This window comes from Phyllobacterium sp., from assembly GCF_037994405.1.
GTDB lineage: Bacteria > Pseudomonadota > Alphaproteobacteria > Rhizobiales > Rhizobiaceae > Phyllobacterium.
The window spans coordinates 1-23,162 of sequence record NZ_JBBNAN010000140.1; the positions used below are offsets into that span (position 1 = coordinate 1).

A 23,162-nucleotide genomic window follows, 5' to 3' on the forward strand; every position below is an offset into this window, starting at 1 on the left:
TAAGGGACAGCGGGTCCATTATCCGCCATTGGAGGCGCCGATCCTTTTCCCCAGTTCGAATGGCTCCGGAAGCAGTTCCCATAGGACAAGGACACGGTTAGGATAAACGAGGTTTGGAGGTGTTGGATCAGTTGGCGGGATTTTGTGGATACAGCCGATGCCGATGATCTCTCCCCTTGCGGGAGACAAAGCGATTTCAGCACATTAGCTCTTGCTCAGCGCTAGAAATCGCAAGTGAGGGGATATCGTTCCAGGGGCAAATCCCCTTTCTTGGATTTTCCAAGGATTTAGCTGCGCTAAACCCAAGAAGATCCTACCAGGGCGAGCCACGGGTCTCGCCCGCCTTCGCCCCCCTCAAGGGGGGAGATTAAGGACGGCGATGCCTCAAAAGCTCAGGGTGACGGAGGTGGAGTGATCTGCAAATGATAATCGTCAACGTTGCACATTCGAAGCAGTAGTACATTTCCAAGCAAGGAGTGCTCTCGATGTACCCGCTCAGAATCAATACGCTATCCGCGGTCACCCACGGATGGCGTAAAGCGCGATCTCATTTAGATCAAACGTCGGATTCTACCGCCGCGCGGCGCTTCTTCACCTCGGCGACAATGCCTGCCGGCGAAAGATCGTTCGCGGTGTCCGGAGCGCTTGCTGCAGCGCCATTGTCTTCCGTCGCGCGCGGCTCGCGCGGACGAGCAGGACGGCGGCCGCGCGGCGCGCGACGTGCTGGCTTTGCTTCGGCGACTTCTTGCGATGCTTCAGAAGCGTTCTCGTCGGCTTGAATCTGCGGCTGCGGCTGCGGCTGTGCCTGCGGTTGGCGCTGGCTGGCCGTGTCATCGTCATAGGCAACTTCAGCGGGAGTACCCTGAATAATCGGCTGCGGGCCACTGCCGTTGATCGGCTGATGGATCGCACGCTCAGGACGCTCATGACGCTCGGAACGTTCCTGCCGCTCCTGGCGTTCCGGCTCGTTGACGATGCTGCCCTCATCCTCATAGCCAATATCCTCATCCTGATCATCGCGATCGTCGCGCTGATACTGGACAGGTGCCTGGGCCTGTGCCGCGAGAATGATTCGATTGTAATGCTCGGCGTGCTGGAGATAGTTTTCAGCCATCACCCGGTCGCCGGCGCTCTGTGCATCGCGTGCAAGAGTGGTATATTTTTCGGCGATGTGCTGAGCGTTCCCCCGGATTTTAACGTCGGGGCCGTTGCTCTCATAATTGCGGGAAAGTGGGTTGGGACCCTTGCTGCGGTTATTGTTGTTACCGCGTCCGCGCATGCGCCTATTCTGCTGTACTGGCCTCATACTTATCTCTTTTCAGAAAATCAGGGGCGCTAATTTGCTCACCATTTGAGTCAAAAAGCTTCGCTTCTCAAGTGCCGACCTGAAGCGCGCCCCGCGCTCCAATCGCATCCAAAGTTCATAAACTTTTGTGCTGCCGCAAAAACCATTTCTCCAAAGCTATTTCCGAAGAGAAATCAAACACCCGGAAATTTCCGTATCAATCGCTTGATAGGCAGAACCAGATTTGTTCGGTTTAGAGCGGTAACCGGAAACTAGCCGTCTTCGCAGCAAATTCCAAGCCTTTTTTCAACATTTTTGTATTGGCAGGAACAATAATGCTCTTTCGTGCCCGCCAATATCGTTCTGGACACCCGTTAACACGAAATCCGCCTCTGCGAAAATCGCCTCGATATCACGGCGTTGTCCAAAACCAATCTCTAACGCGACGGCGCCGCCTTGCCTCAGATATTGCCGGGCATGTCCGGCAATGATTCGGTAGGGGGTAAGGCCGTCCTTTCCGCCATCCAGTGCCCTGACCGGGTCATGCAATACAACTTCGCGCTGCAAGCCGGCTATATCGAGGGTCGGTATATAAGGCGGATTGGAAACAATCAGATCATAGCTGCCTGTTACCTCGGACAACCAGTCCGACTGCAGGGCCGCAAAACGATCAGATACACCTGTGAGATGGGCATTGTCGCGCGCCGTATCAAGGGCGCCTTTCGAAATATCAACCCCCACTGCCCGCAATTGCGCGAACTGGTCGAGGAGCGCCAGAGCAATTGCGCCCGTCCCGGTGCCGAGATCGATCAGATCGGCAACACCATGTTTTTCAATGCGTTGGCGCAGGAACGGCATTGCCAGTTCCACCAGTGCTTCTGTATCCGGACGGGGCTCCAGCGTATCGGCGGATAGAGTGAGTTCGACCCCGAAAAAGGCACGTTTACCGATGATGCGGTGCACCGATTCGCCATTGATTCGCCGGGTCAGGATTGCATCCAGCCGTTCGACAATCGTCTTTTCAATCACGCGATTCGGGTTGCGTATCATCTCCAGGCGATCGCACTTGGTGATCCATTCAACCAGGAGACGCGCGTCGAGATCCGCAGTTTCTATTCCCGCTGCCGCCAAGCTGGCCCGAGCATTCCTGTGCACCTCGGAGAGGAGCGCGCCATGCCCAGCCATCGTCGTCAGAACCCTTCGTTCATCTGCGCGAGCTGCGCTGTCTGGTAATCGGAAATCAGCGCGCCAATCAGCTCGTCCAGGTCGCCTTCCATGATGCGGTCGAGCTTGTAGAGCGTCAGATTGATGCGGTGATCCGTCACACGACCTTGCGGGAAATTATAGGTGCGAATGCGCTCGGACCGATCGCCTGACCCGACCTGGCTACGCCGCGCTTCGGAACGCTCACTGTCAGCCTTCTGCCGCTGCATGTCGAACAGGCGGGAACGCAGAACCTGCATTGCGCGGGCCCGGTTCTGGTGCTGTGATTTTTCCGCCTGCACGACGACGATGCCTGAGGGGATATGCGTGATGCGAACGGCAGAGTCGGTGGTGTTGACGTGCTGTCCGCCGGAACCCGATGCCCGCATCGTGTCGATACGGATATCGTCGGGACGAATGTCGATGTCGATTTCCTCGGCTTCCGGCAGCACCGCTACGGTTGCAGCCGAGGTATGGATGCGGCCGCTCGCCTCCGTATCGGGTACCCGCTGCACGCGATGCACGCCCGATTCGAACTTCAGCTTGGCGAAAACGCCCTTGCCCGAAACCATGGCGATGACTTCCTTGTAGCCACCGGCCTCGCCATCGCTTGCCGAGATCAACTCGACGCGCCAGCCATTGGCGGCGGCGTAGCGCTCGTACATGCGAAACAGGTCGCCGGCAAACAGTGCCGCTTCCGAGCCGCCCGTGCCAGCACGGATTTCGAGGATCGCGTTGCGCTCGTCTGCGACGTCCTTCGGCAGAAGCAGAACCTGGATATCCTTCTCCAGTTCCTCGATGCGCTCATTGATTTCCGGCAGCTCCGCCTCGGCCAGCTCCCGCATGTCCTTGTCGGTCGATGCGTCGTTGAGCATGGATTTCAGATCGTCTGCTTCGTCGCGAGCGCTGGTGAGGTCGCGGATTTTCGCGACGACCGGCTCAAGCTCGGAATACTCCGATGCCAACCTCACATAGGTGTCGGAATCGGGATTACTCGCCATCTGCGTCTCCATCATGGAGAAACGCTTCAGCAGTTGATCCATACGATCCTGCGGAATGGACATTTGTTTAAGCCTCTAGAGTGGAACGCCTGCTCGCTCTGCGAACTTGGTAAGGACGTGGCGCAACGAACCCGTTTCGCCGTGATTATCGATCGCGTCCTTCAGCTGTGCGCTGAGCTCGCCGACATCGAGCGTACCCAGCATGGCCTTGACCGGACCGATCGAGGCGGCAGACATGGATATGGACCGGAAGCCCAAACCGAGCAACGCCATGGCCGAGAGCGGCTTGCCGGCCATTTCGCCACAAAGGGTGACGTCGGTATTGTTTCGCTCGCCCGCCTCGGCGATCTGCCGCAGCACGCGCAAGAACGGCACGGAAAGATTGTCGAACCGGTTGGCAATCAGCGAATTGCTGCGGTCGACCGCCATGACGAACTGGAACAGATCGTTCGAGCCAACCGAGACGAAATCCACCTCCGACATGAGTTCGTCAAGCTGCCAGAGCAGTGATGGAACTTCGACCATTGCGCCGATCTTGACCCGCGTCGGCAGATCATAGGCGAAGCGCGACAAGTGCTGGACTTCGCGATTTATCAGCTCGCTCGCCTTGCGTACTTCCGCCACTTCCGTGACCATCGGCAGCATAAGCCGAAGCTCGCGCCCGCCCGCGGCCTTGAGCAAGGCACGGACCTGCGTGCGCAGCAATCCCGGGCGATCCAGGGTCAAACGCAGCGCCCGCCAGCCCATGGCCGGGTTTTCCTCGTTCACATTGCTGCGGAAATAAGGAAGCACCTTGTCGCCGCCAATATCCAGCGTGCGGAATGTAACCGGCCGGTCACCGGCAGCGTCCAGCACCGAGCGATAGAGGCGCTCCTGCTGCTCGGCGCGCGGGAAGGTCGACGCCACCATGAACTGGAGCTCGGTACGAAACAGGCCAATGCCCGCAGCGCCCGCTTCCATCAGTTGCGGCAGGTCGACCAAAAGACCGGCATTCATCAGCAGCGAAATTTTTACGCCATCCTTGGTCACTGACGGCTTGTCGCGCAGTTCCCTGTAGAGCGCCTGCCGCTTGGCCCGGAATTTGACTTTCTCCGAATAGGCCGCTTCGACGTCGGACTGCGGACGCAAGTGGACGCGGCCATCATCGCCGTCGACGATCACCGCATCATTGTTTTCCGCCATGGACACGACGCCCTTGACCTGACCTGCAACCGGGATGCCCATCGCACGCGCGACGATCACCACATGGCTTGTCGCCGCGCCATCTTCGAGCACCAGGCCGCGCAGGCGTTCGCGCGGATAATCCAGCAGTTCCGCCGCGCCCATGGAGCGGGCGATGATGATGGCGTCCTTGGCCAGAGACCCGGCCATGGTCTTGACGTCGCGGCCCATCAGCTGGCGCAGCAAACGGTTCGCCAGATCGTCGAAATCGCTCAGGCGTTCCCGCATGTAGGGATCGGTCAGGTGCATCATGCGGGCGCGGGTATCGCTCTGCACTTTCTCGACTGCCGCTTCGGCCGTCAGGCCATTGCGGATCGCCTCTTCGAGACGGCGCACCCAGCCGGTATCATGCGCGAACATCCGGTAGGCTTCCAGCACCTCACGGTGCTCGCCCTCGAACGCAACATCGCGGCGCGACAGCATGTCGTCGATCGATATGCGCAAGGAACCGAGCGAGCTTTCGAGCCGGTCGATTTCCGCATTGATATCTTCGTTGAAAAGATTGGTGACGACGATGCGCGGCTCGTGCAGGACAACGTGGCCAAGCCCGACGCCATCATTGAACGCCGTGCCGCTGAAACTCATCGGCTTGCCGAGATCGAGCTCGACGCCTGGGCGGGCAAGCCGCGGTATCTCCCCGGCGGCAACCATCTCCGCCAGAACCATCGCCGTGGTCTCGAGCGCCTCGACCTCGTCCTCGCGGTAAACGCGCTTGGTCCTGTTCTGGACGACGAGAACGCCGAGCGTGCGTCCTGCCCTGAGGATCGGCACGCCGAGGAAGGAATTGTAGATCTCTTCGCCCGTTTCCGGCAGATAGGCAAAGGCCGGGTGGGTCTGCGCATCGGTGAGATTGAGAGGGCGCGCACTCGCGGCAATGGTGCCGACGAGACCTTGCCCCAGCCGCAACTGCGCCAGATGGACGGCCGACGGGTTCAGACCTTCGGTAGCGTAGAGTTCGAGAACGCCATCTGAGCGCAGCACGTAAAACGAGCACACTTCCGCGACCATGTTCTGCGCGATTTCGCGAACAATGCGGTCAAGCCTCTCCTGCGGCTCAAGAGCCTCCGCCATCAATTCGCGGAGACGCTTCAGCATGACACGGGGGCCGCTTATCTGCTCGCGCGTGGGCACTTGGAGCCTTTCTCCATAACAATATTGGCAAGGCCGGAATGACCTCACCAAATCAGTCGATACATCATGTCAGCCGGCGAAGATGCCGACAAACAGAATCTCGTTTTCTAATGCTTATCCAGACCGTAGACAGAATGCAAAGTGCGCACCGCAAGTTCCGCATAGGGACCATCGATCAGGATCGAAATCTTGATCTCCGACGTGGTGATGGCGCGGATGTTGATGCCCTTGTCCGCGAGCGCACGGAAAGCCGTCGCGGCAACACCCGCATGACTGCGCATGCCGATACCGATGACCGACACCTTTACCATGCCGGCCTCTGACTGGATGACGTCGAAGCCGATATCTTCCTTGACCTTTTCAAGCACAACCAGCGCCTTGTCGAGGTCGCCCGAGGGCACGGTGAACGTCATGTCGGTCTTCGACCCGTCCTCCGAGATGTTCTGGACGATCATATCGACATTGATATGCGCCTCGGCCAGCGGGCCAAAAATGCCGGCAGAAATTCCGGGGCGATCAGCAACGCGGCGCAACGAAATCTGGGCTTCGTCCTTGGCGTAGGCAATTCCTGTGACAACCTGCTGTTCCACGATTTCTTCCTCGTCGCAAATAAGTGTTCCGGGCGGATTGATGAGATCACCCATGCCCGGCGCATCGGGGTCTTCGAAACTGGACCTGACAAATGTGCGCACTTTGTGCACCATGGCAAGCTCGACGGACCGCACCTGCAGTACTTTGGCGCCAAGCGAGGCCATTTCAAGCATTTCTTCAAACGAGATGCGTGACAGGCGGCGCGCCTTCGGTTCGACACGCGGATCGGTCGTGTAGACGCCATCGACGTCGGTATAGATATCGCATCGATCGGCTTTCACCGCTGCAGCGATGGCGACCGCGCTGGTGTCCGAACCGCCGCGGCCGAGCGTCGAGATGCGGTTGTCCGGACCAATGCCCTGGAAACCGGAAATCACAGCCACCTGCCCCTCCTCGAACCGCTCGATCAGGAACGAACCGTCAATCTCGAGGATGCGAGCAGCGCCATGCGCATTGTCGGTCTTGATCGGGATCTGCCATCCCTGCCACGAACGGGCATGCACGCCCATCGCCTGCAGGGCGATCGCAAGCAGACCGGCCGTCACCTGTTCACCGGAGGCAACAATGGCATCATACTCGCGCGCATCATGCATCGGCGAGGTCTGACGGGTCCAGGCCACGAGTTCATTGGTCTTCCCGGCCATGGCGGAAACGACGACGGCAACATCATGTCCCGCATCGACCTCACGTTTGACGTGCCTGGCCACATTACGGATGCGGTCGATATCGGCCACCGAAGTGCCACCGAATTTCATCACAATGCGTGCCATGGGAAGGTACCGTTCTGGAAAAGCCTAAAATTGGTTCGGAAAAGAGTTGCTTGAAATGCAGCGGCCCTTCGCCAAATGAATGCGGCCTCCCATAACGAAATTATGATCCGACTGCAAGAACGCGGGACGATTTACCCAGCGAGGACTGTCCCTTATCGAGAGACACCTCTAATCATCCAGCACGTCCGGCGCTATGTTGCGGCCGCCGTAGAAAATGCCCAAAATCAGTACGGCACCTGATGTCACCGAAAAAGCGATGCCATTCATGATATCGTCGCGAACTGTCCCGCGCTTCGGAAGGGCAGAAAAACCCGGCAATAATCGCGGATGCCGGCCATGAACGCCAACGCTCTTTCGGGGCTGGCAACGTCATTGATGTAGTCGTGGAGTTCAACTAGCTCCTGCTCAGCACGCGGGTGGAACAGGACGCTATATTTCATTCCCTATTTTGCTTTCGGAGCACGAATGCGGGCCTCAAGATTGTCGAATATCTGTTCGGCGGCAACGCCCATCGCAGGGTTCTTCTGAAGCTCGGCAAGCCGGTTGGGTATCTCGTTACGCAGCCAACTTTCCCTGGCTTCCTCAAAATCCTCCAGCATCCGCAAACCTGCCCGCACAACTTCACTGGCGTTGTTGTAGCGTCCGGATTCGAGCTGCTTTTTGATGAATTGTTCATAATGGTCGTTGAGTGCGATGCTTGTCATTGCGGCCGGGCCTTATCTCTGTTTTATCGTAAACCAATAGCATTAGATGACAATAGATACTAATGGATAACAATAGCTGACACAATTTGCCGTCAGGAAATTTGCGCCTTGACATTTTTTTCTGGAAGAGGCCACTCGACGCTAACAGCAAGGACAGGGCAATGGCGACCACAGAACGCAGTACAATCGATGCGGCAGAAGTCGAGCGCTTTTCGCGCATGGCGGCAGAGTGGTGGAACCCGCAAGGCAAGTTTCGTCCCCTGCACAAGTTCAATCCGACACGGCTCGCCTATATCAAGGAAAAGGTCTGTGCCCATTACGGCATCGATCCGAACAGCCCGGCGCCGTTTGCTGGCTTGCGGATTCTCGATATCGGTTGCGGCGGCGGCCTGCTTTGCGAGCCAATGGCGCGTCTTGGCGCAACCGTAGTCGGCGCTGACGCCGGTGAAACCAATATCGAAGTAGCCAGGATCCACGCCGCGCAAAGCGGTCTTCCCATTGATTATCGTGCAACAACGGCCGAAGCACTTGCCGAAGCTGGAGAGCAATTCGACATCGTCCTTAATATGGAAGTCGTCGAGCACGTCGCCGATGTCGACCTCTACATGTCAGCCTGTTCGCAGATGGTGAAACCCGGCGGCATGACTTTCATTGCCACCATCAACCGGACATTGAAGGCGCTCGGCCTTGCGATTTTTGGCGCTGAGTATGTCTTGCGCTGGCTGCCGCGCGGCACGCATCAGTATGAAAAACTGGTGCGTCCCGAAGAGCTGGAAACGGCGCTGTCGCGCGCCGGACTTGTCGTGATGGAAAAGGTGGGCGTTACCTACAACCCGCTGGCTGACAGCTGGAACCGTTCACGCGACACGGACGTCAATTACATGGTCCTTGCAACAAGGCCCTAGAGCATTCGGCTTCGTCCGATGCACACACATCGGCCTCGCCAAACCCCTTGACCTTGTCCATGAATTCCCTCCGGCAGAACGACTCTAAATAGACAAAACTTGCTCTAGCCGGCCTTTGCGGCCATGCGCTGAGCTTTCGTCGTCATCAGGACACCAATCGTAATGATGACCGCGCCCGCCCAGGTTGCGAGTTGATAGACTTCGCCGAGGAACAGCGTGCCGGCAAGCAATGCGACGGCTGCGCCGACGTAACCGATCTGGCTGAGATAGACCGGACCTCCCACGGCCTGGAGCCGGAAATACAGTGCAAACATGCAAGCCGAAGCGAGTATCTGGAAGAACACCAGCCACGGGACATTGCCAAGGGGCGCCACCGGAAACGCGCCGGTCATATAGAAAATCACCGGAATGAGCAGAAGGGCCGTCGTCAGATGGCTGCCCGCAGCAAGTTCGGTCGGATCGGCGCCTTGCGGCCAGTCGATGGTGCGGTAGACATTGCCCAAAGCGAGAAGCACGGGGATAAGCAGGCCGATCCCCACCCACAGAGGATCGGCGGGCTGGCCGACCTGCCCGCGGGTGAACCCGACGAGAACCGCCCCGGCGAACCCGACGAATATTCCGAGAAGCCCCAGAAGATTGGGGCGGCGCATCTTGAACACTATCGAAAGCAGCAGGGTAAACACCGGCGATAGCGTGTACATGATCCCCGTATAGCCGGACCCGAGGTGCGGTATTGCCGACAGCGTCATGAGATTGGGAATGGCGTAGGAAACGAGCGCCGCAACAAGGTAGTACCGCAACATGTGCGTATCAAAGCGCGGCCGTTTCCCCATAATGAGGAAGGCTGCGAGAAGCACCGTGCCCGCCCCCGTCGAGATGACGAAAGCCCATAGCGATGGCGCTATACCCGCCGCAAATGCAAGCTTGCCGAACGGCAGCGTCAATCCGAGAAAAGCGCCCGTCAAGACGAGCAGCACGGCGGCAGAATTCAGAGATGACATGAGGTGCATCCGGCGGGGTTACGGCAGCGGCACGATAGACGTTCGAATTAAAGTGACAAGCTCAATTATGTTCCTCAGGAAAGACGGGAAGTGGCATGACATCGACGCCATCATCCAGCAGGGATTTGACCTCTTCCCCCGTGGCTTCGCCATAAATGCCGCGTTGTTTCGCCTCGCCGAAATGAATCTTGCGAGCTTCCTCGGCAAAGTCATTGCCGACATAATCGGCATTCTCGCGCACTTTCTGGGCCATTTCCTTGAGCTCGCTGACCATTTTGCTCATGGCAACGGCGATTTTTTCCTTTTGCCGCCCGGTAGTGACCGAAGGCGCCATCAAAGCCTTTTCAACCTTGTACGATCCGCAAACAGGGCATGTTACAAGCCGCTTCTCGACCTGCGCATCGAAATCGTCATTGCTCCGAAACCAGCCTTCAAAGTCATGATCGTTGTCACAATGGAGGGAAAAATGGATCATGATGCCACAACAAGTCTCTCGCTCTGGCCATCATTCTCAACAACCAGTCCAAATGGACGTGCGTTCTTGAGGTTTGGCACCTTTGCACGGGCAGCCGCGCTTAATGCAGGATCGACATCCGCGACGATGACAGCAGGCTCTGCATGATCTGCTTCGGCGAGGATTTCACCCCAAGGGGCGACAATCATTGAATGACCATAGGTCTCGCGTCCGTCTTCGTGGACACCGCCCTGAGCTGCCGAAATCATGAACGCACCGTTTTCGATAGCGCGAGCGCGCTGCAGCACGTGCCAATGCGCTTCGCCGGTCTGGCGGGTGAAAGCGGCAGGCGCCGTGATGACGGATGCACCGGCCAAAGCCTGCGCGCGGAACAATTGCGGGAAACGCACATCGTAACAGATTGCGAAACCGAGGCGTGTGAAAGGCAGATCGATCACCACCGTGTCGGCACCCGGCGCATACACCGCCGACTCACGCCAGCTTTCGCCATTGTCGAGATCGACGTCGAACATGTGGATCTTGTCATAGCGGGTGAGGATATTGCCATCCGGTCCAAAGAGAAAGGCGCGGTTGGCAATCTTGCCATCGTCGCGCGCAATGGCCGTTGAGCCGATATGAACATGAATTCCATGCTTGGCTGCGAGTTCTGAGGCGGTGCGAACGATGACGTCCTCGTTTTCCGCTTTCAGGACACTCTGAAGCCCCTTGCGATCACGCTGCAGCGCGCCTGTCATTTCGGGCGTCTGGACGTAAACAGCGCCCTTCCCGGCCGCATCGGCAACGTAACCGGCAAGATCGGCGGCATTGCGCTGGGGATCTACGCCCGAACGCATCTGGATGGCGGCTGCACGAAATGCACTCATATCATCATCCTCAAGCGGGTTCGCCGGTCTTCAACAATATGTCGAGACGACCCTGATTTTCCAGCGCGTAAAGATCATCGCAGCCGCCGACATGGGTTTCGCCGATAAATATCTGCGGAAATGTCGTGCGGCCATTGGCACGCGCCAGCATGTTCTGTCGTGCTGTCGGCTCGATCGTCGCATTATGCTCGACGAAGGCGACGCCTTTTTCAGAAAGAAGGCCCTTCGCAGCTGTACAATAGCCGCAACCGTTACGCGTATAGATTGTTACATCAACCATTCGAATACTCCGCTTTGTCCTCCTATATAGGCATCAAAACTTCAGCCGAAAAGGCCCGTCCTTTGCGTGAGATTGGCCTCAGATGGACAATTCTTGCCCCAGAACCCGGCCAAACGTGAGAACATAGACACTTGACGCGCCGCCCCTCAGCAAGGCGCGAAGCCGCCTTCACAGTCGCGCCGGTTGTGTAGACGTCGTCGATCAGCAACACGTTGCGACCGCGCACCTTGATTTCCTGGGCGTCTGGCACCTTGAAAGCACCGCGTACATTGAGTGTACGCTCGTTCGCACCGAATCCCACCTTTTGCTTTGTCTGCTTGACCCGTTTCAGTGCATCCGGATTGAATGTCTTGCCGCTCAAACGCGCCAGATACCGGGCAGGCTCCGCCGACTGGTTGAACCTTTGCAACCAGAAACGCCGCGCATGCAGCAGCACGGGGACGATGATGTCACAATCATGCGGCAATTCGCTGCCGGCCCGCAACATCCAGCGCGCCATCCAGGGGCCGAGGTCTGTGCGGTCATTATATTTGAGCCTGTGTACCATGTCGGATGACACCTTCATGCACCGCGACAAAACGAGCGCGGCGAAACGGCGGGCGATCGGCAATCGCCTCTGCTGAAAGGATTTCGGCGCCGAGATCATGGCTGAAGGGAATGCCGAGCACCGGGCAATAGGGCTTCTCGATGAAGCGCACCCTAGACCAGCAGCCGCAAAGCGTTCCAGCTTCGGCAACATGCCTGTCGCACCCCGAGCAAACTGGGGGAAACAATAAACCAAACAGCTGATTGGCGACAGCGCGTGAAAAGACGGGCAGTTGTTCCAACGGTTTTCATTGCAATTCAACCAGAAGCGACGCATCTACCATTACTGCGCCGTGCGTCCGCTTGGACGCACAAAGGACGCAGTAACACTTTAAAGGCGCATAATCCTTTGCAAAAATCAAAGCTGATTTTTGGGGTTATGCGCGAACTAGACAGTGATCAGAGAAATTCGGAATGCATCAGGTCTTCGATCGTACTTTATTGCTGAAAAGGCGTATCCGCGCGCTTAAGCAACACGGGAATTCTGCGGATTTCCTGCTTGCCCGGGCCGCCGACGATCTGGAAGAGCGCCTTTCCGCTGTTGAACGCAAATTTGACGTTGCCGTGGATCTGGCAAGCCATACCGGGCTGGCGGCACAGGCGCTGCAACGATCCGGCAAGGCTACGACGATCGTGCGTGTCGAGCAGGATGCACGGTTTCTCGGCGGCGCATTTCCGGCGGTCGTCGCAGATGAGGAAGCGCTGCCGCTCAAGCCGGCGAGCGTCGACCTGATCGTCTCGTTGCTGTCCCTGCATCTGACCAACGATACGCCGGGCACGCTCCTGCAAATCCGCCGCGCGCTGAAGCCCGATGGCCTGTTCCTCGGCGCGATGGCCGGCGAAAACACATTGTCGGAACTGCGCGAATGCCTGCTCGTGGCAGAGAGTGAGATTTTTGGTGGCGCGTCACCCCGCGTTGCGCCCTTCGCCGATGTCCGCGATGCGGGCGGACTGTTGCAGCGCGCCGGATTCACCCTGCCGGTGACAGATATCGAGAGCTATACGGTGCGCTACGATTCGGCCTTTGCCCTGATGCGCGACCTGCGTGCCATGGGCATGCAGAATGCCCTTATCGGCCGATCGCGACAACCGTTGACGCGGCATTTTTTCATGCGAGTGGCGGAAATCTATGCGGCACGTTTCAGCGATCCCGATGGGCGCATCAGGGCGACCTTCTCGTTCATCTGGATGTCCGGCTGGGCAGCGCATGAATCCCAGCAGAAGCCGCTGAAGCCAGGCTCGGCCAAGGCTTCGCTTGCGGATTTCCTCAAGGATGTGGACACTCTGGAGAAAAAGTAGAACTCAGCAGTCGCCGGTTTTTATACCATCACTGTTGATGACGCAGACCGCATTGGGTGACCGCTGCAGCACGCTGCGGCGAACCGTGTAGGTCGACGTGGCTGGGTCGGCTTTCCTGATCGATCCCGTCGCGATTTCGTCGATGGAGCGTCCCGTCGAATAGTCGACCACCGCTTGCGATCCCCGATCCGCGAGCGGTGCGATGATCAGCGCCAAGGCAATAGCCGCGGAGCCAAACAATAGCGTTATCCGCAACAGGCCCATCCCTGCGCCCGAGAGAGTTCTCGCGAGCAATAGCTCATCGTCACGATAGTCGTTCTTGCGCCCCATGCCCCACCTGAAAAATACGCCTTCAGAATTGACTAAGGGTCGCTCAATCAGGTGAAGGAGTTATTAACGATTGGCAAAGAATGCGGTTTCAGGTCGCAGAACGCCGGAGACTCACAAAAGATCGATGAGAAATGGAATGAGCGGTATGTCCGCAGGCGGCATGGGGTAGTCGCGCATGTCCTTCGGCCGCACCCATTTCAGTGCCTGCCCTTCCAGCGGACGCGGGATGCCCTCATAGCGCCGGCAGATGAACAGCGGCATCAGCAGATGGAACGTCTCATAGGTGTGGCTGGCAAACGTCAGCGGCGCGAGGCACGCGGGTTTGACCGTGATCCCCAGCTCTTCGTGCAGTTCACGGATCAGGCTTTCTTCCGGCGTTTCTCCCGGATCAACCTTGCCGCCCGGAAATTCCCACAGACCAGCAAGCGTCTTGCCTTCCGGACGCTGCGTCAGCAATACCCTGCCATCTGCATCGACCAGAGCACAGGCGGTGACCAGCAGGATAGGGTGGGACGTTTGTCTAGTCATTTGTCGGGCGCCTGTCGGTAAGCATAGCGGTAGGCTTCCCGGAATCCCATGTGTTCGTACAGTTTGATGGCACCGGTATTGGCCACTTCGACCTGTAGCCAGGCCTTTTTGGCACCGTGTTGCATGGCCCACTTCAATGCCGACTTGATGATCGTGCGACCGAGCCCCGCACGGCGCCGGTTTGCCGCCGTACCGATATTGAACAATCCCGCCAGCGTGCCGTCATGCACGCAGATTGCGGTGGATACCGCTACGGCACCTTCTTCGATGACAAACAGGCCCTTCGACGGACGAATAGCGTTGATGACTTCGAACAGCCCAGGCTTCAGCGCGGAATTCTCACCTTGCACCTGCAATGCCGCGTCGATGAACCGGCCGATATCCTTCAGCGGTATCTGGTCAAGCGCATCGGACAGATCGACATTGGCCAGGTCCACGGTCATGACCATGGATTCATCAAAGCGTGCCCAGCCCAGATCTTGCAAATACTGGTCGAGCTCCTTCGGTGCGAGCGGTGACAGGCGGAAAATGGGCGGCCTGCCATAGGCGCGAAACCGCTGGGCAGCACGGGTTACCCGTTGTTCCATATTGCCGATATCGCCGGGATCAAGCGGATTGACGGAATTCAAACGCTTGGACGGGTGGCTCGCCGTCATGCGAATGGCCCAGCTTCCGTCATAATGAACGGAGGAAGCGGGCCACGCCCGGAATCCGACCGCCTCAATCTGCCTGATTTGGGCTAATTGCATTCGTGATCCTTATCAGCTGCGGTAGTCGCCGTTGATCGCCACATATTCCTTGGTCAGGTCACAGGTCCAGACAGTAGCCTTGCCTTTGCCGAGTCCGATATCGACGCGGATCTTGATGTCGTCATTCTTCATATAGGCCGACGTCGCTTCTTCCGAATAGTCGGGATCGCGCTCGCCCTCGCGGGCCACGCGGATATCGCCAAACCAGATGGCGAGGCGGTCCCGGTCTGCAGGTTCGCCCGCCTTGCCGACGGCCATGACGATCCGGCCCCAATTGGCGTCCTCGCCGGCCGCCGCCGTCTTGACCAGCGGCGAATTGGCGATGGACAGCGCTATACGCTTGGCCGACCGGTCGGAAGTGGCACCGGTCACCGTGATCTCGAGCATCTTGCGCGCGCCTTCGCCATCGCGCACGACTTGCAAGGCAAGGCTTTTCAACACGCGATCAAGCGCCTTGCTGAAATCCTTGAGCCGCTTGTCCTTGACCTTCGTCACCCGTTCCGCGCCGCGTTCGGCAGCAGAACCTGTCGCAAAAAGCAGTAATGTGTCCGATGTAGAGGTATCGCTGTCGACCGTCACTGAGTTGAAGCTCTTGCCGACGGATTTCGACAAAAGCTCTTGCAGGACATCCGAATCGATCGGCGCATCCGTTGCGACAAAGGAAAGCATCGTTGCCATGTCAGGCGCGATCATGCCCGCGCCCTTGGCAATGCCATTGATCGTTACGGGAACGCCGCCGAGCAGAACCGTTTCCGTTGCAACTTTTGGGAATGTATCCGTCGTCATGATGGCACTTGCAGCCTCCTGCCAGCGCCCCGTGACGGCATTCTTGTTCATGTCCGCCAAAAGATGGCTGAACTTTCCAGCGTCGAGCGGTTCACCAATAACACCCGTCGACGCGAGGAATACTTCGCCCGGCGTGCAGCCGACTGCCTTTGCCGCTGCCGTCGCCGTCAGTTTCGTCGATTCCCTGCCCTTTTTGCCTGTAAACGCATTGGCATTGCCGGAATTGACCACGACGGCCCGCGCTTTGCCGCCACCAAGACTGTCACGGCAGAAATCCACCGCTGCCGAAGGACATTTCGACCTCGTGAAGACGCCCGCCACCGCCGCGGGCTTGTCGAACACGATCATCAGAACATCGGTCCGGCCCTTGTACTTGATACCGGCTTCGGCGGTTGCGATCCTTACCCCATGGATTTCCGGCATGGCGGGATAATGTTTCGGTGCCAAGGGGGAAACAGATGTAGACATCGACTGCCTCGAAAAGAGTGTTGCGCGGAATTAGGACACAAGGCGGAAGAAAGGGCCCGGCAAAAGCCAGGCCCTGATAGTATCGTTACTGCTGCGCTTCGGTGGCGGCCTTGATCGCCTTTTCCGTTGCAGGGTCGGTAAACTCGACCTTCAGATCGCCACGGTCCTTCTTCACCAGTTCCATGTAACGCTCGCGGATAAGGATCTGCTTTACCTGGTCCTTGACCTGATCGAATGCCGGTGGCTGCTGAACGCGCTTGTCTTCAAGCTTGATCACGTGGAAACCGAATTGAGTCTGAACCGGGTCCTTGGTGTATTTGCCGACTTCCAGTTCATTGGCTGCCTTTTCGAATTCAGGCACCATCTGGCCGGGTCCGAAATAGCCGAGATCACCACCCTGGGCAGCCGAACCATCAGTGGATTTCTCCTTGGCAACGTCTTCGAACTTGGCACCGCCATCGAGCTGCTTGATGATGGCTTCAGCTTCTTCCTTGGTTTTCACCAGAATATGCCGGGCACGCACCTCGTTCTGAGGCGGCATCGCTGCCATTTCCTTGTCGTAGCGGGCACGGATATCCGCGTCGGTGATCTTGTCCACGACTTGCTGCTTGAAATAATCATTGTGCAGGGCACGGTCCTTCAGGAATTCCATGCGCGCCTTGAATTCAGGCGTCTGATCGATCTTCTCTTCCTCTGCCTTGGCTGCTAGCGATTTGATATCGATGATCGCCGCCAGAGCGGCCAATCGCCGCTGGTCGTCCGGAAGGCGCGCAAACTGCGGATCAAGATCCGCCGAAATCTGATCCACATCCTTCTGTGTGATCTTGGTGCCGTTGATCGTTGCGAGCACCTTGTTGGGATCCGTCTTTGCTGTTTCCGCCTGGGTAGCATCCGGCTTGGCCGCGTCCGTCTTGCCAGCATCCTGGGCTATTGCCACAGAGGAAACACCGGTCAAAAATACGGCAGCAGTCATAAATGAAACGGTTTTACGCAATTGGTTCATGGGTCAATTTCTCCTTGGGAGGACCGGTACGGGCTATGAATACGGCAGAATTTTGCCATGAAGCAGTAATAACAGGGTGCTGCTACAACATTGACATCATTCAAGCCCCCTCTTATCTGTCCATCGGCTTTGCGTCCAGATAGCTTGGCAACTGATATGCTTATACATGGGGCTAGACGCTCGTATCGTATCAGCTGTTTCAAAAGCCGGGCGGCGGGTAATTAAATGTCAGATTTTCCTGGCAAAACGAATTAGAGAGGACCAGGGATGGTCAGTTTCGGCGGCCTTGCCCGCAAGATTTTCGGCTCTTCCAATGAGCGCCGTGTAAGAAGCTTCAAACCCCGTGTTGATGCGATCAATGCGCTTGAGGCAGAAATTTCGTCGCTTACCGACGAACAGTTGAAGGCTAAAACCGCGGAATTCCGCTCCAGCCTCGCCGAGGGAACCAAGCTCGACGACTTGCTCGTCCCGGCTTTCGCCGTGGTGCGCGAGGCGGCCAAGCGCGTTCTTGGCATGCGTCCCTTTGACGTGCAGCTGATCGGCGGCATGGTTTTGCACCATGGCGGCATCTCGGAAATGCGCACCGGTGAAGGCAAGACGCTTGTTGCGACCTTGCCCGTCTACCTGAATGCGCTTGAGGGCAAGGGGGTGCATGTCGTCACGGTGAACGACTATCTCGCCACCCGTGATGCGCACTGGATGGGCCAGATCTATAATTTCCTTGGCCTGACGTACGGTATCATTGTTCACGGTCTCGATGACGACGAGCGCGCCGCTGCCTACAATGCGGACATTACCTACGCCACCAACAACGAGCTCGGCTTCGATTACCTGCGCGACAACATGAAATATGAGCGTGCGCAGATGGTGCAGCGACCGCACAACTATGCGATCGTCGACGAAGTCGATTCGATCCTGGTGGATGAGGCTCGCACCCCGCTGATCATTTCCGGCCCGCTGGATGATCGCTCCGACTTCTACAATCTCATCGATACGTTCATCCTGCCGCTGAAGCCGGAAGATTACGAGATCGACGAGAAGCAGAAGACGGCGATCTTCACCGAGGAAGGCACCGAAAAACTCGAGAACCTCCTGAAAGAAGCCGGACACCTAAAAGGCGAGGGCCTTTATGATATCGAGAACGTTGCCGTCGTTCACCACGTCAACAACGCACTGCGTGCCCACAAGCTCTTCCAGAAGGACAAGGACTACATCGTCCGCAATGACGAGATCGTCATCATCGATGAATTCACTGGCCGCATGATGCCGGGCCGCCGCTTCTCGGAAGGCTTGCACCAGGCGCTCGAAGCGAAGGAACATGTGCCGATCCAGCCGGAAAACCAGACGCTGGCTTCGATCACCTTCCAGAACTATTTCCGCATGTACAAGAAACTCGCCGGCATGACCGGTACTGCCTCCACGGAAGCTGAAGAGTTCGGCAATATCTACGGTCTCGAAGTCACGGAAATTCCGACCAACCTTCCTGTTCAGCGTGCCGACGAGGACGATGAGGTCTACCGGACCGTGGAAGAAAAATACAAGGCGATCATTCGCGATATCCGCGAGGCAACCGCCAAGGGCCAGCCGATTCTCGTTGGCACCACGTCGATCGAAAAGTCTGAACAGCTTGCCGAACGGCTGCGCAAGGAAGGCTTCAAGGACTTCCAGGTCCTTAATGCCCGTTATCACGAGCAGGAAGCCTATATTGTCGCCCAGGCCGGCGTTCCGGGCGCCATCACGATCGCCACGAACATGGCGGGCCGTGGTACCGACATTCAGCTCGGCGGCAATCTCGACATGCGCATCAAGCAGGAGCTTGACGACATGCCCGATGGCGAGGAACGCAGAGCCAAGGAAGCATCCATTCGCGAGGATATCGCCCGCCTGAAAGAAAAGGCGCTTGCCGCCGGCGGCCTCTATGTTCTCGCTACGGAACGGCACGAAAGCCGCCGCATCGACAACCAGCTGCGTGGCCGCTCCGGTCGTCAGGGCGATCCCGGCCGTTCGAAATTCTTCCTGTCGCTTCAGGACGACCTGATGCGCATCTTCGGCTCCGAACGCATGGATGGCATGCTGCAGAAGCTTGGTCTCAAGGAAGACGAAGCTATCGTCCATCCCTGGATCAACAAGGCGCTGGAGAAAGCGCAGAAGAAGGTGGAGGCGCGGAACTTCGATATCCGCAAGAACCTCCTGAAATATGATGACGTCATGAATGATCAGCGCAAGGTGATCTTCGAACAGCGCATCGAGCTGATGGACGGCACCGACCTCAGCGAAACCACCAAGGAAATGCGCGAGGATGTGATTGACGATCTGATCGCGCGGCATACACCGGAAGGCGCCTATGCCGAGCAGTGGAACATCAAGCAGCTGGACGAGGATGTGCGCAACATTCTCAATCTCGGCCTTCCGGTCACCGAATGGGCGCTGGAAGATGGCATCACACCAGACGATATCCGCGAACGCCTGACGGAGAACGTGGAGAAAGCGGCCGCTGACCGTGCTGAACGTTTCGGCCCGGAGATCATGGCCTATGTCGAGAAATCGGTCATTCTTCAGACGCTCGATGCCCTGTGGCGGGAACACCTGGTCAATCTCGACCATCTGCGTTCTGTCGTCGGCTTCCGCGGCTACGCGCAGCGCGATCCGCTGAACGAGTACAAGACCGAAGGCTTCGAGCTCTTCCAGGCGATGCTGATCAACCTGCGCCAGAACGTGACGACCCAGCTTATGCGTGTCGAGATCGTACGCGAAGCGGCAAGTGCCCCGGAACCGGCCCTGCCGGTCATGGAAGGCCACCACATCGATGGCTTTACCGGTGAAGACGATTTCGGCGAGGGCAGTATTCTCGCAGTGCAGGAAGACCTGCGCGTTGTGGATCCGGCCGATCGCGATCCCAACAATCCCCGTACCTGGGGCAAGGTTGGTCGTAACGAGGCCTGCCCTTGCGGGTCAGGCAAGAAATACAAGCACTGTCACGGTGCTTTCGTCTAAACACAATAAGAGGCCGCGTTCACAACGCGGCCTTTTTCATTGTCTCCAAGCATTGGTAGCCGGACACCAGTAATCCGAACGGTTTCTGCCGGATCACAAACATTGTCCGTTGACTTTTCGAACCGTTTCTAAAGGTTTACGGATTATAGGGTCTGGCATTGGAAACGAGTGGAGCTGCCCTTGCGAATTTCTGCGGTAAAAGCTGCAGACCGGTTTTTGCCGGAGAATCTGTCAAAGCAGCTTAATCCGTGGCTCATGCGACTGGATCAGTTGCTTGATGGTTCCAGCGAACACGCCGTCGCCCAACGTGTTTCGCTGATCGCATTTTCCGTCCGCATCATCAGCGCTGCGATTGCTCTGGTTTCGCAGGTGATCTTCGCCCGCTGGATGGGCCAGTTCGAATATGGCATCTTCGTTCTCGTATGGGTAACTGTCGTCATCCTCGGCAACCTCTCCTGCCTTGGCTTTCAGACCAGTGTCATCCGCTTCGTGCCGGAATATCTCGAACACGGGCAATTGGATTGCTTACGCGGCATCCTCTTTACCAGCAAGGCATTCGCGCTGGGGCTCACTACCTGTATCGCCCTCATCGGAGCGGCGGGGGTCTATTTCTTCCGCGAAACAATCGAATACTATTACGTTGCGCCTTTCATGATCGGCTTCATCTGCCTGCCGATGATTGCGCTCGGCGATACGCTCGACGGAACAGCGCGATCGCGGTCCTGGGCATTCATTGCCTTGACGCCGACCTATATCATCAGGCCCCTCCTCACTCTGCTCGTGATGAGCATCGCCCATGTAACCGGCTTTGCGCCGACGGCCATGACGGCGATCATCTCGGCCATCATCGCAACCTATGTGACGACGCTGTGCCAGCTGCTTGCCGTCAACCACCGATTTCAGAACGTCGTGGTCCATGGACCAAAAGCCATCCGCTTCGGCGAATGGTTTGCCGTCTCGCTGCCGATCTTTCTGGTCGAGGGGTTCTTCTTCCTGCTCACCAATGCCGACGTTCTGATGGTTGGACGCTTCATGGAGCCGGACAAGGTCGCGACCTATTTTGCGACGGTCAAGCTGCTCGCACTGGTGCATTTCGTCTATTTCTCGGTCAAAGCCGGGGCAGCGCAGCGCTATTCCGAACTGATGCACACGCACGACCACGCGCAACTCGGGCAATTCGCCCGCGACACGGCCCGCTGGACCTTCTGGCCGTCGCTTGCGATGGCAATCATCCTGCTATTCCTCGGCAAGCCATTGCTTTACCTCTTCGGCGCCCAGTTTACCGATGGCTATCCGTTGCTGTTTGTGCTGGTGGTTGGTGTTGTCGCCCGCGCCTCGATTGGCCCGGCCGAAAGCCTGCTCAACATGGCCGGCAAGCAGAAAATCTGCGCTATGGTCTATGCGTTCACACTGATTGTAAATATCTGCCTCAGCATTCTGTTGATCCCCGTCTATGGGCTCGCTGGTGCCGCCTGCGCAACAGCTTTCTCCATGGTGTTCGAAGCTACTACGCTGGCCCTAACCGTCTACAACCGTTTGGACATCACCATGTTCGTTTTTGCCGGCAGGTCGATTGCAGACCCTGCAGCGCATAATCCCAAAAACCATCTTTGATTTTTGGTAAGGATTATGCGCCATTAAGAGCATTACTGCGTCCTTTGTGCGTCCAGAGGACACACGGCGCAGTAAGGAAGAGATCTGATGGCTGCAATACCGCTTCTTGAAGAACTGGCCGGAGGCTCCTCCTCGCAGATCATTTCGCAGCTGTCGGGATTCGACCAGCCGCATGATGCGGCCAAGCAAATCGAGGAGACGCTTGGCAACCGCGGCGTGCCGCGCAAGCTCTCGGTTTACTCCGCCGCAGCGGGTTTCGAATTGCTCGATGAACTCGAATATCTGACCTATCGCACGATCGAGCCGAACATCTTCTTCAATCCGCGCTTCCTCGCCCCGGCCATGCCGCGCCTTGACGACCGTCAGGTGCGTTTCATGGTCATGCGCGATGAGAACGATGTGAAGAGCCGTCTGCGCTTCGTCATGCCCTATACGATCGAGCGGCCGGGCTTCACCGTCACTGCCTCGATCCTGCGCGCCTGGGCGACGCCGTTCGGACCCCAAGGAACACCGCTCATCGACCGGGACGATCCTGTTGGCGTGCTCAATGACCTGTTCGACATGCTGGCGCGAAAGCACCTTAAGTTTCCTGAAATCCTCGTCCTACCCGACATGCTGCTGAACCGTTCCGCGGCGCAGCTTATCCGCACCGTGGCCATCGACCGCAATCTTCCACTGGTGACCGTCAACCAGGTCGAGCGGCCATTCCTCGACAGCACGCAGGAAGGCGAGGAATATCTGCACGAGGCCATCGGCACCCGTCACGCCAAGGAATATCGCCGGCTTTGGCGCCGTCTCTCCGACAAGGGCAAGCTGACCTATCGGGTTAGCCGCAGCGAGGAGGATATCCGCCTCAAGCTGGAAGAGTTTCTGGCGCTCGAAGCCAGCGGCTGGAAGGGCCAGCGCGGCTCGGCAATGGCTGTCGACCGTTTCCGCGCTGCCTTTGCCCGCGAGGCCGTCAACAACCTCGCCGCTCGCGACCTAGCGCGAATCCACACGCTGGAACTCGACGGCAAGACCATTGCCGTTCTGGTGGTCTTCGTCGAGGCTGGCGAGGCCTGGACCTGGAAGACCGCCTATGACGAAAGCCTTGCGTCCTACTCTCCCGGCGTCCTCCTGATGATCGAAATGCTCAAGAACCATCTTGACGATCCGAACATCGAACGGACGGATTCCTGTGCGGTCCCGGATCATCCGGTTGCGTCGCGCCTCTTCCAGGAGCGGGAATCAATTGGGACCCTTGTCATCGGCCTGACGCCGGCAGCGGACCGCGCCGCGCGGCAGGCGGCATCGCAGCTGCATCTCTATCGGCGCACACAGAATCTGGCGCGCCTCGTCCGCGAACGCCTGCGCGATCTGACCCGCCGCAAGTGATG

General features: G+C 57.9%; 21 protein-coding genes and 1 pseudogene. 5 read left to right on the top strand and 17 right to left on the bottom strand.

The genetic code is table 11. The annotated features are described in order from the left end of the window. Positions 1-556: 556 nt before the first annotated feature. From AAAC48_RS08605 to AAAC48_RS08635, 7 genes are all read right to left on the bottom strand, one after another. A complete protein-coding gene (locus AAAC48_RS08605; RefSeq protein ID WP_340653783.1) occupies positions 557-1,306 on the bottom strand; it encodes a DUF4167 domain-containing protein in 750 nt (249 codons plus the stop codon). A gap of 285 nt (positions 1,307-1,591) precedes the next feature. Further along, positions 1,592-2,470, bottom strand: coding sequence for a peptide chain release factor N(5)-glutamine methyltransferase (gene prmC / locus AAAC48_RS08610; protein ID WP_340653784.1), 879 nt, complete (start codon positions 2,468-2,470; stop codon positions 1,592-1,594). Between the two features lie 5 nt (positions 2,471-2,475). Next, positions 2,476-3,552, bottom strand: a complete 1,077-nt coding sequence (prfA, locus tag AAAC48_RS08615) for a peptide chain release factor 1 (RefSeq protein ID WP_340653785.1) — start codon at positions 3,550-3,552, stop codon at positions 2,476-2,478. 12 nt (positions 3,553-3,564) lie between these two features. Further along, positions 3,565-5,805: a phosphoenolpyruvate--protein phosphotransferase gene (gene ptsP / locus AAAC48_RS08620; RefSeq protein ID WP_340653786.1), complete on the bottom strand. Its 2,241-nt coding sequence runs from the start codon at positions 5,803-5,805 to the stop codon at positions 3,565-3,567. 143 nt (positions 5,806-5,948) lie between these two features. Continuing rightward, positions 5,949-7,202 (bottom strand): aspartate kinase, encoded by a 1,254-nt coding sequence (locus tag AAAC48_RS08625; RefSeq protein ID WP_340653787.1) that lies wholly within the window; start codon positions 7,200-7,202, stop codon positions 5,949-5,951. Between the two features lie 263 nt (positions 7,203-7,465). Further along, entirely contained in the window at positions 7,466-7,642 is a 177-nt protein-coding gene (locus tag AAAC48_RS08630) for a hypothetical protein (RefSeq protein ID WP_340653788.1), read from the bottom strand. A gap of 3 nt (positions 7,643-7,645) precedes the next feature. Next, a complete protein-coding gene (locus AAAC48_RS08635) occupies positions 7,646-7,906 on the bottom strand; it encodes a type II toxin-antitoxin system ParD family antitoxin (RefSeq protein ID WP_340653789.1) in 261 nt (86 codons plus the stop codon). Positions 7,907-8,067: 161 nt separating this feature from the next. Between AAAC48_RS08635 and ubiG the strand changes: the two genes are divergently transcribed. Further along, positions 8,068-8,811, top strand: coding sequence for a bifunctional 2-polyprenyl-6-hydroxyphenol methylase/3-demethylubiquinol 3-O-methyltransferase UbiG (ubiG, locus tag AAAC48_RS08640; protein ID WP_340653790.1), 744 nt, complete (start codon positions 8,068-8,070; stop codon positions 8,809-8,811). A 104-nt stretch (positions 8,812-8,915) separates the two neighbouring features. On the opposite strand, the gene AAAC48_RS08645 is transcribed toward ubiG, so the two are convergent. The 5 genes and pseudogenes from AAAC48_RS08645 to AAAC48_RS08665 form a co-directional block, all read right to left on the bottom strand. After that, positions 8,916-9,812, bottom strand: a complete 897-nt coding sequence (locus AAAC48_RS08645) for a DMT family transporter (protein ID WP_340653791.1) — start codon at positions 9,810-9,812, stop codon at positions 8,916-8,918. Between the two features lie 61 nt (positions 9,813-9,873). Further along, positions 9,874-10,287 (bottom strand): DUF1178 family protein, encoded by a 414-nt coding sequence (locus AAAC48_RS08650; RefSeq protein WP_340653792.1) that lies wholly within the window; start codon positions 10,285-10,287, stop codon positions 9,874-9,876. Continuing rightward, positions 10,284-11,150, bottom strand: a complete 867-nt coding sequence (locus AAAC48_RS08655; RefSeq protein ID WP_340653793.1) for a carbon-nitrogen hydrolase family protein — start codon at positions 11,148-11,150, stop codon at positions 10,284-10,286. Before AAAC48_RS08655 ends, AAAC48_RS08650 begins: the two co-directional genes overlap by 4 nt. 10 nt (positions 11,151-11,160) lie before the next feature. Then, positions 11,161-11,430, bottom strand: coding sequence for a glutaredoxin 3 (gene grxC / locus AAAC48_RS08660; protein ID WP_340653794.1), 270 nt, complete (start codon positions 11,428-11,430; stop codon positions 11,161-11,163). Positions 11,431-11,508: 78 nt separating this feature from the next. Continuing rightward, positions 11,509-12,203 (bottom strand): annotated as a pseudogene (locus AAAC48_RS08665) (ComF family protein); the annotation flags it as partial. Between the two features lie 226 nt (positions 12,204-12,429). On the opposite strand from AAAC48_RS08665, the gene AAAC48_RS08670 reads away from it, so the two are divergent. Continuing rightward, entirely contained in the window at positions 12,430-13,314 is an 885-nt protein-coding gene (locus tag AAAC48_RS08670; RefSeq protein WP_340653795.1) for a methyltransferase domain-containing protein, read from the top strand. Positions 13,315-13,317: 3 nt separating this feature from the next. Here AAAC48_RS08670 and AAAC48_RS08675 read toward each other — a convergent pair whose 3' ends face one another. From AAAC48_RS08675 to AAAC48_RS08695, 5 genes are all read right to left on the bottom strand, one after another. Then, positions 13,318-13,644, bottom strand: a complete 327-nt coding sequence (locus tag AAAC48_RS08675; protein ID WP_340653796.1) for a hypothetical protein — start codon at positions 13,642-13,644, stop codon at positions 13,318-13,320. 111 nt (positions 13,645-13,755) lie between these two features. Beyond that, complete coding sequence (locus tag AAAC48_RS08680; RefSeq protein WP_340653797.1) at positions 13,756-14,172, bottom strand: (deoxy)nucleoside triphosphate pyrophosphohydrolase; 417 nt, start codon at positions 14,170-14,172, stop codon at positions 13,756-13,758. After that, positions 14,169-14,921 carry a GNAT family N-acetyltransferase gene (locus tag AAAC48_RS08685; protein ID WP_340653798.1) on the bottom strand — a complete coding sequence of 251 codons (753 nt, stop codon included), beginning with the start codon at positions 14,919-14,921 and terminating at the stop codon, positions 14,169-14,171. The genes AAAC48_RS08680 and AAAC48_RS08685 overlap by 4 nt, the downstream gene beginning before the upstream one ends. 12 nt (positions 14,922-14,933) lie before the next feature. After that, complete coding sequence (gene argJ, locus AAAC48_RS08690; RefSeq protein ID WP_340653799.1) at positions 14,934-16,175, bottom strand: bifunctional glutamate N-acetyltransferase/amino-acid acetyltransferase ArgJ; 1,242 nt, start codon at positions 16,173-16,175, stop codon at positions 14,934-14,936. 85 nt (positions 16,176-16,260) lie between these two features. Beyond that, positions 16,261-17,178 carry a peptidylprolyl isomerase gene (locus AAAC48_RS08695; protein ID WP_340653800.1) on the bottom strand — a complete coding sequence of 306 codons (918 nt, stop codon included), beginning with the start codon at positions 17,176-17,178 and terminating at the stop codon, positions 16,261-16,263. A 267-nt stretch (positions 17,179-17,445) separates the two neighbouring features. Between AAAC48_RS08695 and secA the strand changes: the two genes are divergently transcribed. From secA to AAAC48_RS08710, 3 genes are all read left to right on the top strand, one after another. Beyond that, positions 17,446-20,172 (top strand): preprotein translocase subunit SecA, encoded by a 2,727-nt coding sequence (gene secA / locus AAAC48_RS08700; RefSeq protein ID WP_340653801.1) that lies wholly within the window; start codon positions 17,446-17,448, stop codon positions 20,170-20,172. A gap of 180 nt (positions 20,173-20,352) precedes the next feature. Next, positions 20,353-21,786 (top strand): lipopolysaccharide biosynthesis protein, encoded by a 1,434-nt coding sequence (locus tag AAAC48_RS08705; protein WP_340653802.1) that lies wholly within the window; start codon positions 20,353-20,355, stop codon positions 21,784-21,786. An 87-nt stretch (positions 21,787-21,873) separates the two neighbouring features. Then, positions 21,874-23,160, top strand: a complete 1,287-nt coding sequence (locus tag AAAC48_RS08710; protein ID WP_340653803.1) for a GNAT family N-acetyltransferase — start codon at positions 21,874-21,876, stop codon at positions 23,158-23,160. Positions 23,161-23,162: the final 2 nt, after the last annotated feature.

Excerpts from the sequence above, each read along its gene's own strand:
- AAAC48_RS08630 (WP_340653788.1), bottom strand. The coding sequence starts at position 7,642 with ATGAAATATAGCGTCCTGTTCCACCCGCGTGCTGAGCAGGAGCTAGTT.
- AAAC48_RS08685 (WP_340653798.1), bottom strand. The coding sequence starts at position 14,921 with ATGCAATTAGCCCAAATCAGGCAGATTGAGGCGGTCGGATTCCGGGCG.
- prmC (WP_340653784.1), bottom strand. The coding sequence starts at position 2,470 with ATGGCTGGGCATGGCGCGCTCCTCTCCGAGGTGCACAGGAATGCTCGG.
- AAAC48_RS08645 (WP_340653791.1), bottom strand. The coding sequence starts at position 9,812 with ATGTCATCTCTGAATTCTGCCGCCGTGCTGCTCGTCTTGACGGGCGCT.
- AAAC48_RS08695 (WP_340653800.1), bottom strand. The coding sequence starts at position 17,178 with ATGAACCAATTGCGTAAAACCGTTTCATTTATGACTGCTGCCGTATTT.
- prfA (WP_340653785.1), bottom strand. The coding sequence starts at position 3,552 with ATGTCCATTCCGCAGGATCGTATGGATCAACTGCTGAAGCGTTTCTCC.
- AAAC48_RS08655 (WP_340653793.1), bottom strand. The coding sequence starts at position 11,150 with ATGAGTGCATTTCGTGCAGCCGCCATCCAGATGCGTTCGGGCGTAGAT.
- AAAC48_RS08710 (WP_340653803.1), top strand. The coding sequence starts at position 21,874 with ATGGCTGCAATACCGCTTCTTGAAGAACTGGCCGGAGGCTCCTCCTCG.
- ptsP (WP_340653786.1), bottom strand. The coding sequence starts at position 5,805 with ATGCTGAAGCGTCTCCGCGAATTGATGGCGGAGGCTCTTGAGCCGCAG.
- argJ (WP_340653799.1), bottom strand. The coding sequence starts at position 16,175 with ATGTCTACATCTGTTTCCCCCTTGGCACCGAAACATTATCCCGCCATG.
- AAAC48_RS08635 (WP_340653789.1), bottom strand. The coding sequence starts at position 7,906 with ATGACAAGCATCGCACTCAACGACCATTATGAACAATTCATCAAAAAG.
- AAAC48_RS08670 (WP_340653795.1), top strand. The coding sequence starts at position 12,430 with ATGCATCAGGTCTTCGATCGTACTTTATTGCTGAAAAGGCGTATCCGC.
- AAAC48_RS08680 (WP_340653797.1), bottom strand. The coding sequence starts at position 14,172 with ATGACTAGACAAACGTCCCACCCTATCCTGCTGGTCACCGCCTGTGCT.
- grxC (WP_340653794.1), bottom strand. The coding sequence starts at position 11,430 with ATGGTTGATGTAACAATCTATACGCGTAACGGTTGCGGCTATTGTACA.
- ubiG (WP_340653790.1), top strand. The coding sequence starts at position 8,068 with ATGGCGACCACAGAACGCAGTACAATCGATGCGGCAGAAGTCGAGCGC.
- AAAC48_RS08675 (WP_340653796.1), bottom strand. The coding sequence starts at position 13,644 with ATGGGGCGCAAGAACGACTATCGTGACGATGAGCTATTGCTCGCGAGA.
- AAAC48_RS08650 (WP_340653792.1), bottom strand. The coding sequence starts at position 10,287 with ATGATCCATTTTTCCCTCCATTGTGACAACGATCATGACTTTGAAGGC.
- secA (WP_340653801.1), top strand. The coding sequence starts at position 17,446 with ATGGTCAGTTTCGGCGGCCTTGCCCGCAAGATTTTCGGCTCTTCCAAT.
- AAAC48_RS08605 (WP_340653783.1), bottom strand. The coding sequence starts at position 1,306 with ATGAGGCCAGTACAGCAGAATAGGCGCATGCGCGGACGCGGTAACAAC.
- AAAC48_RS08625 (WP_340653787.1), bottom strand. The coding sequence starts at position 7,202 with ATGGCACGCATTGTGATGAAATTCGGTGGCACTTCGGTGGCCGATATC.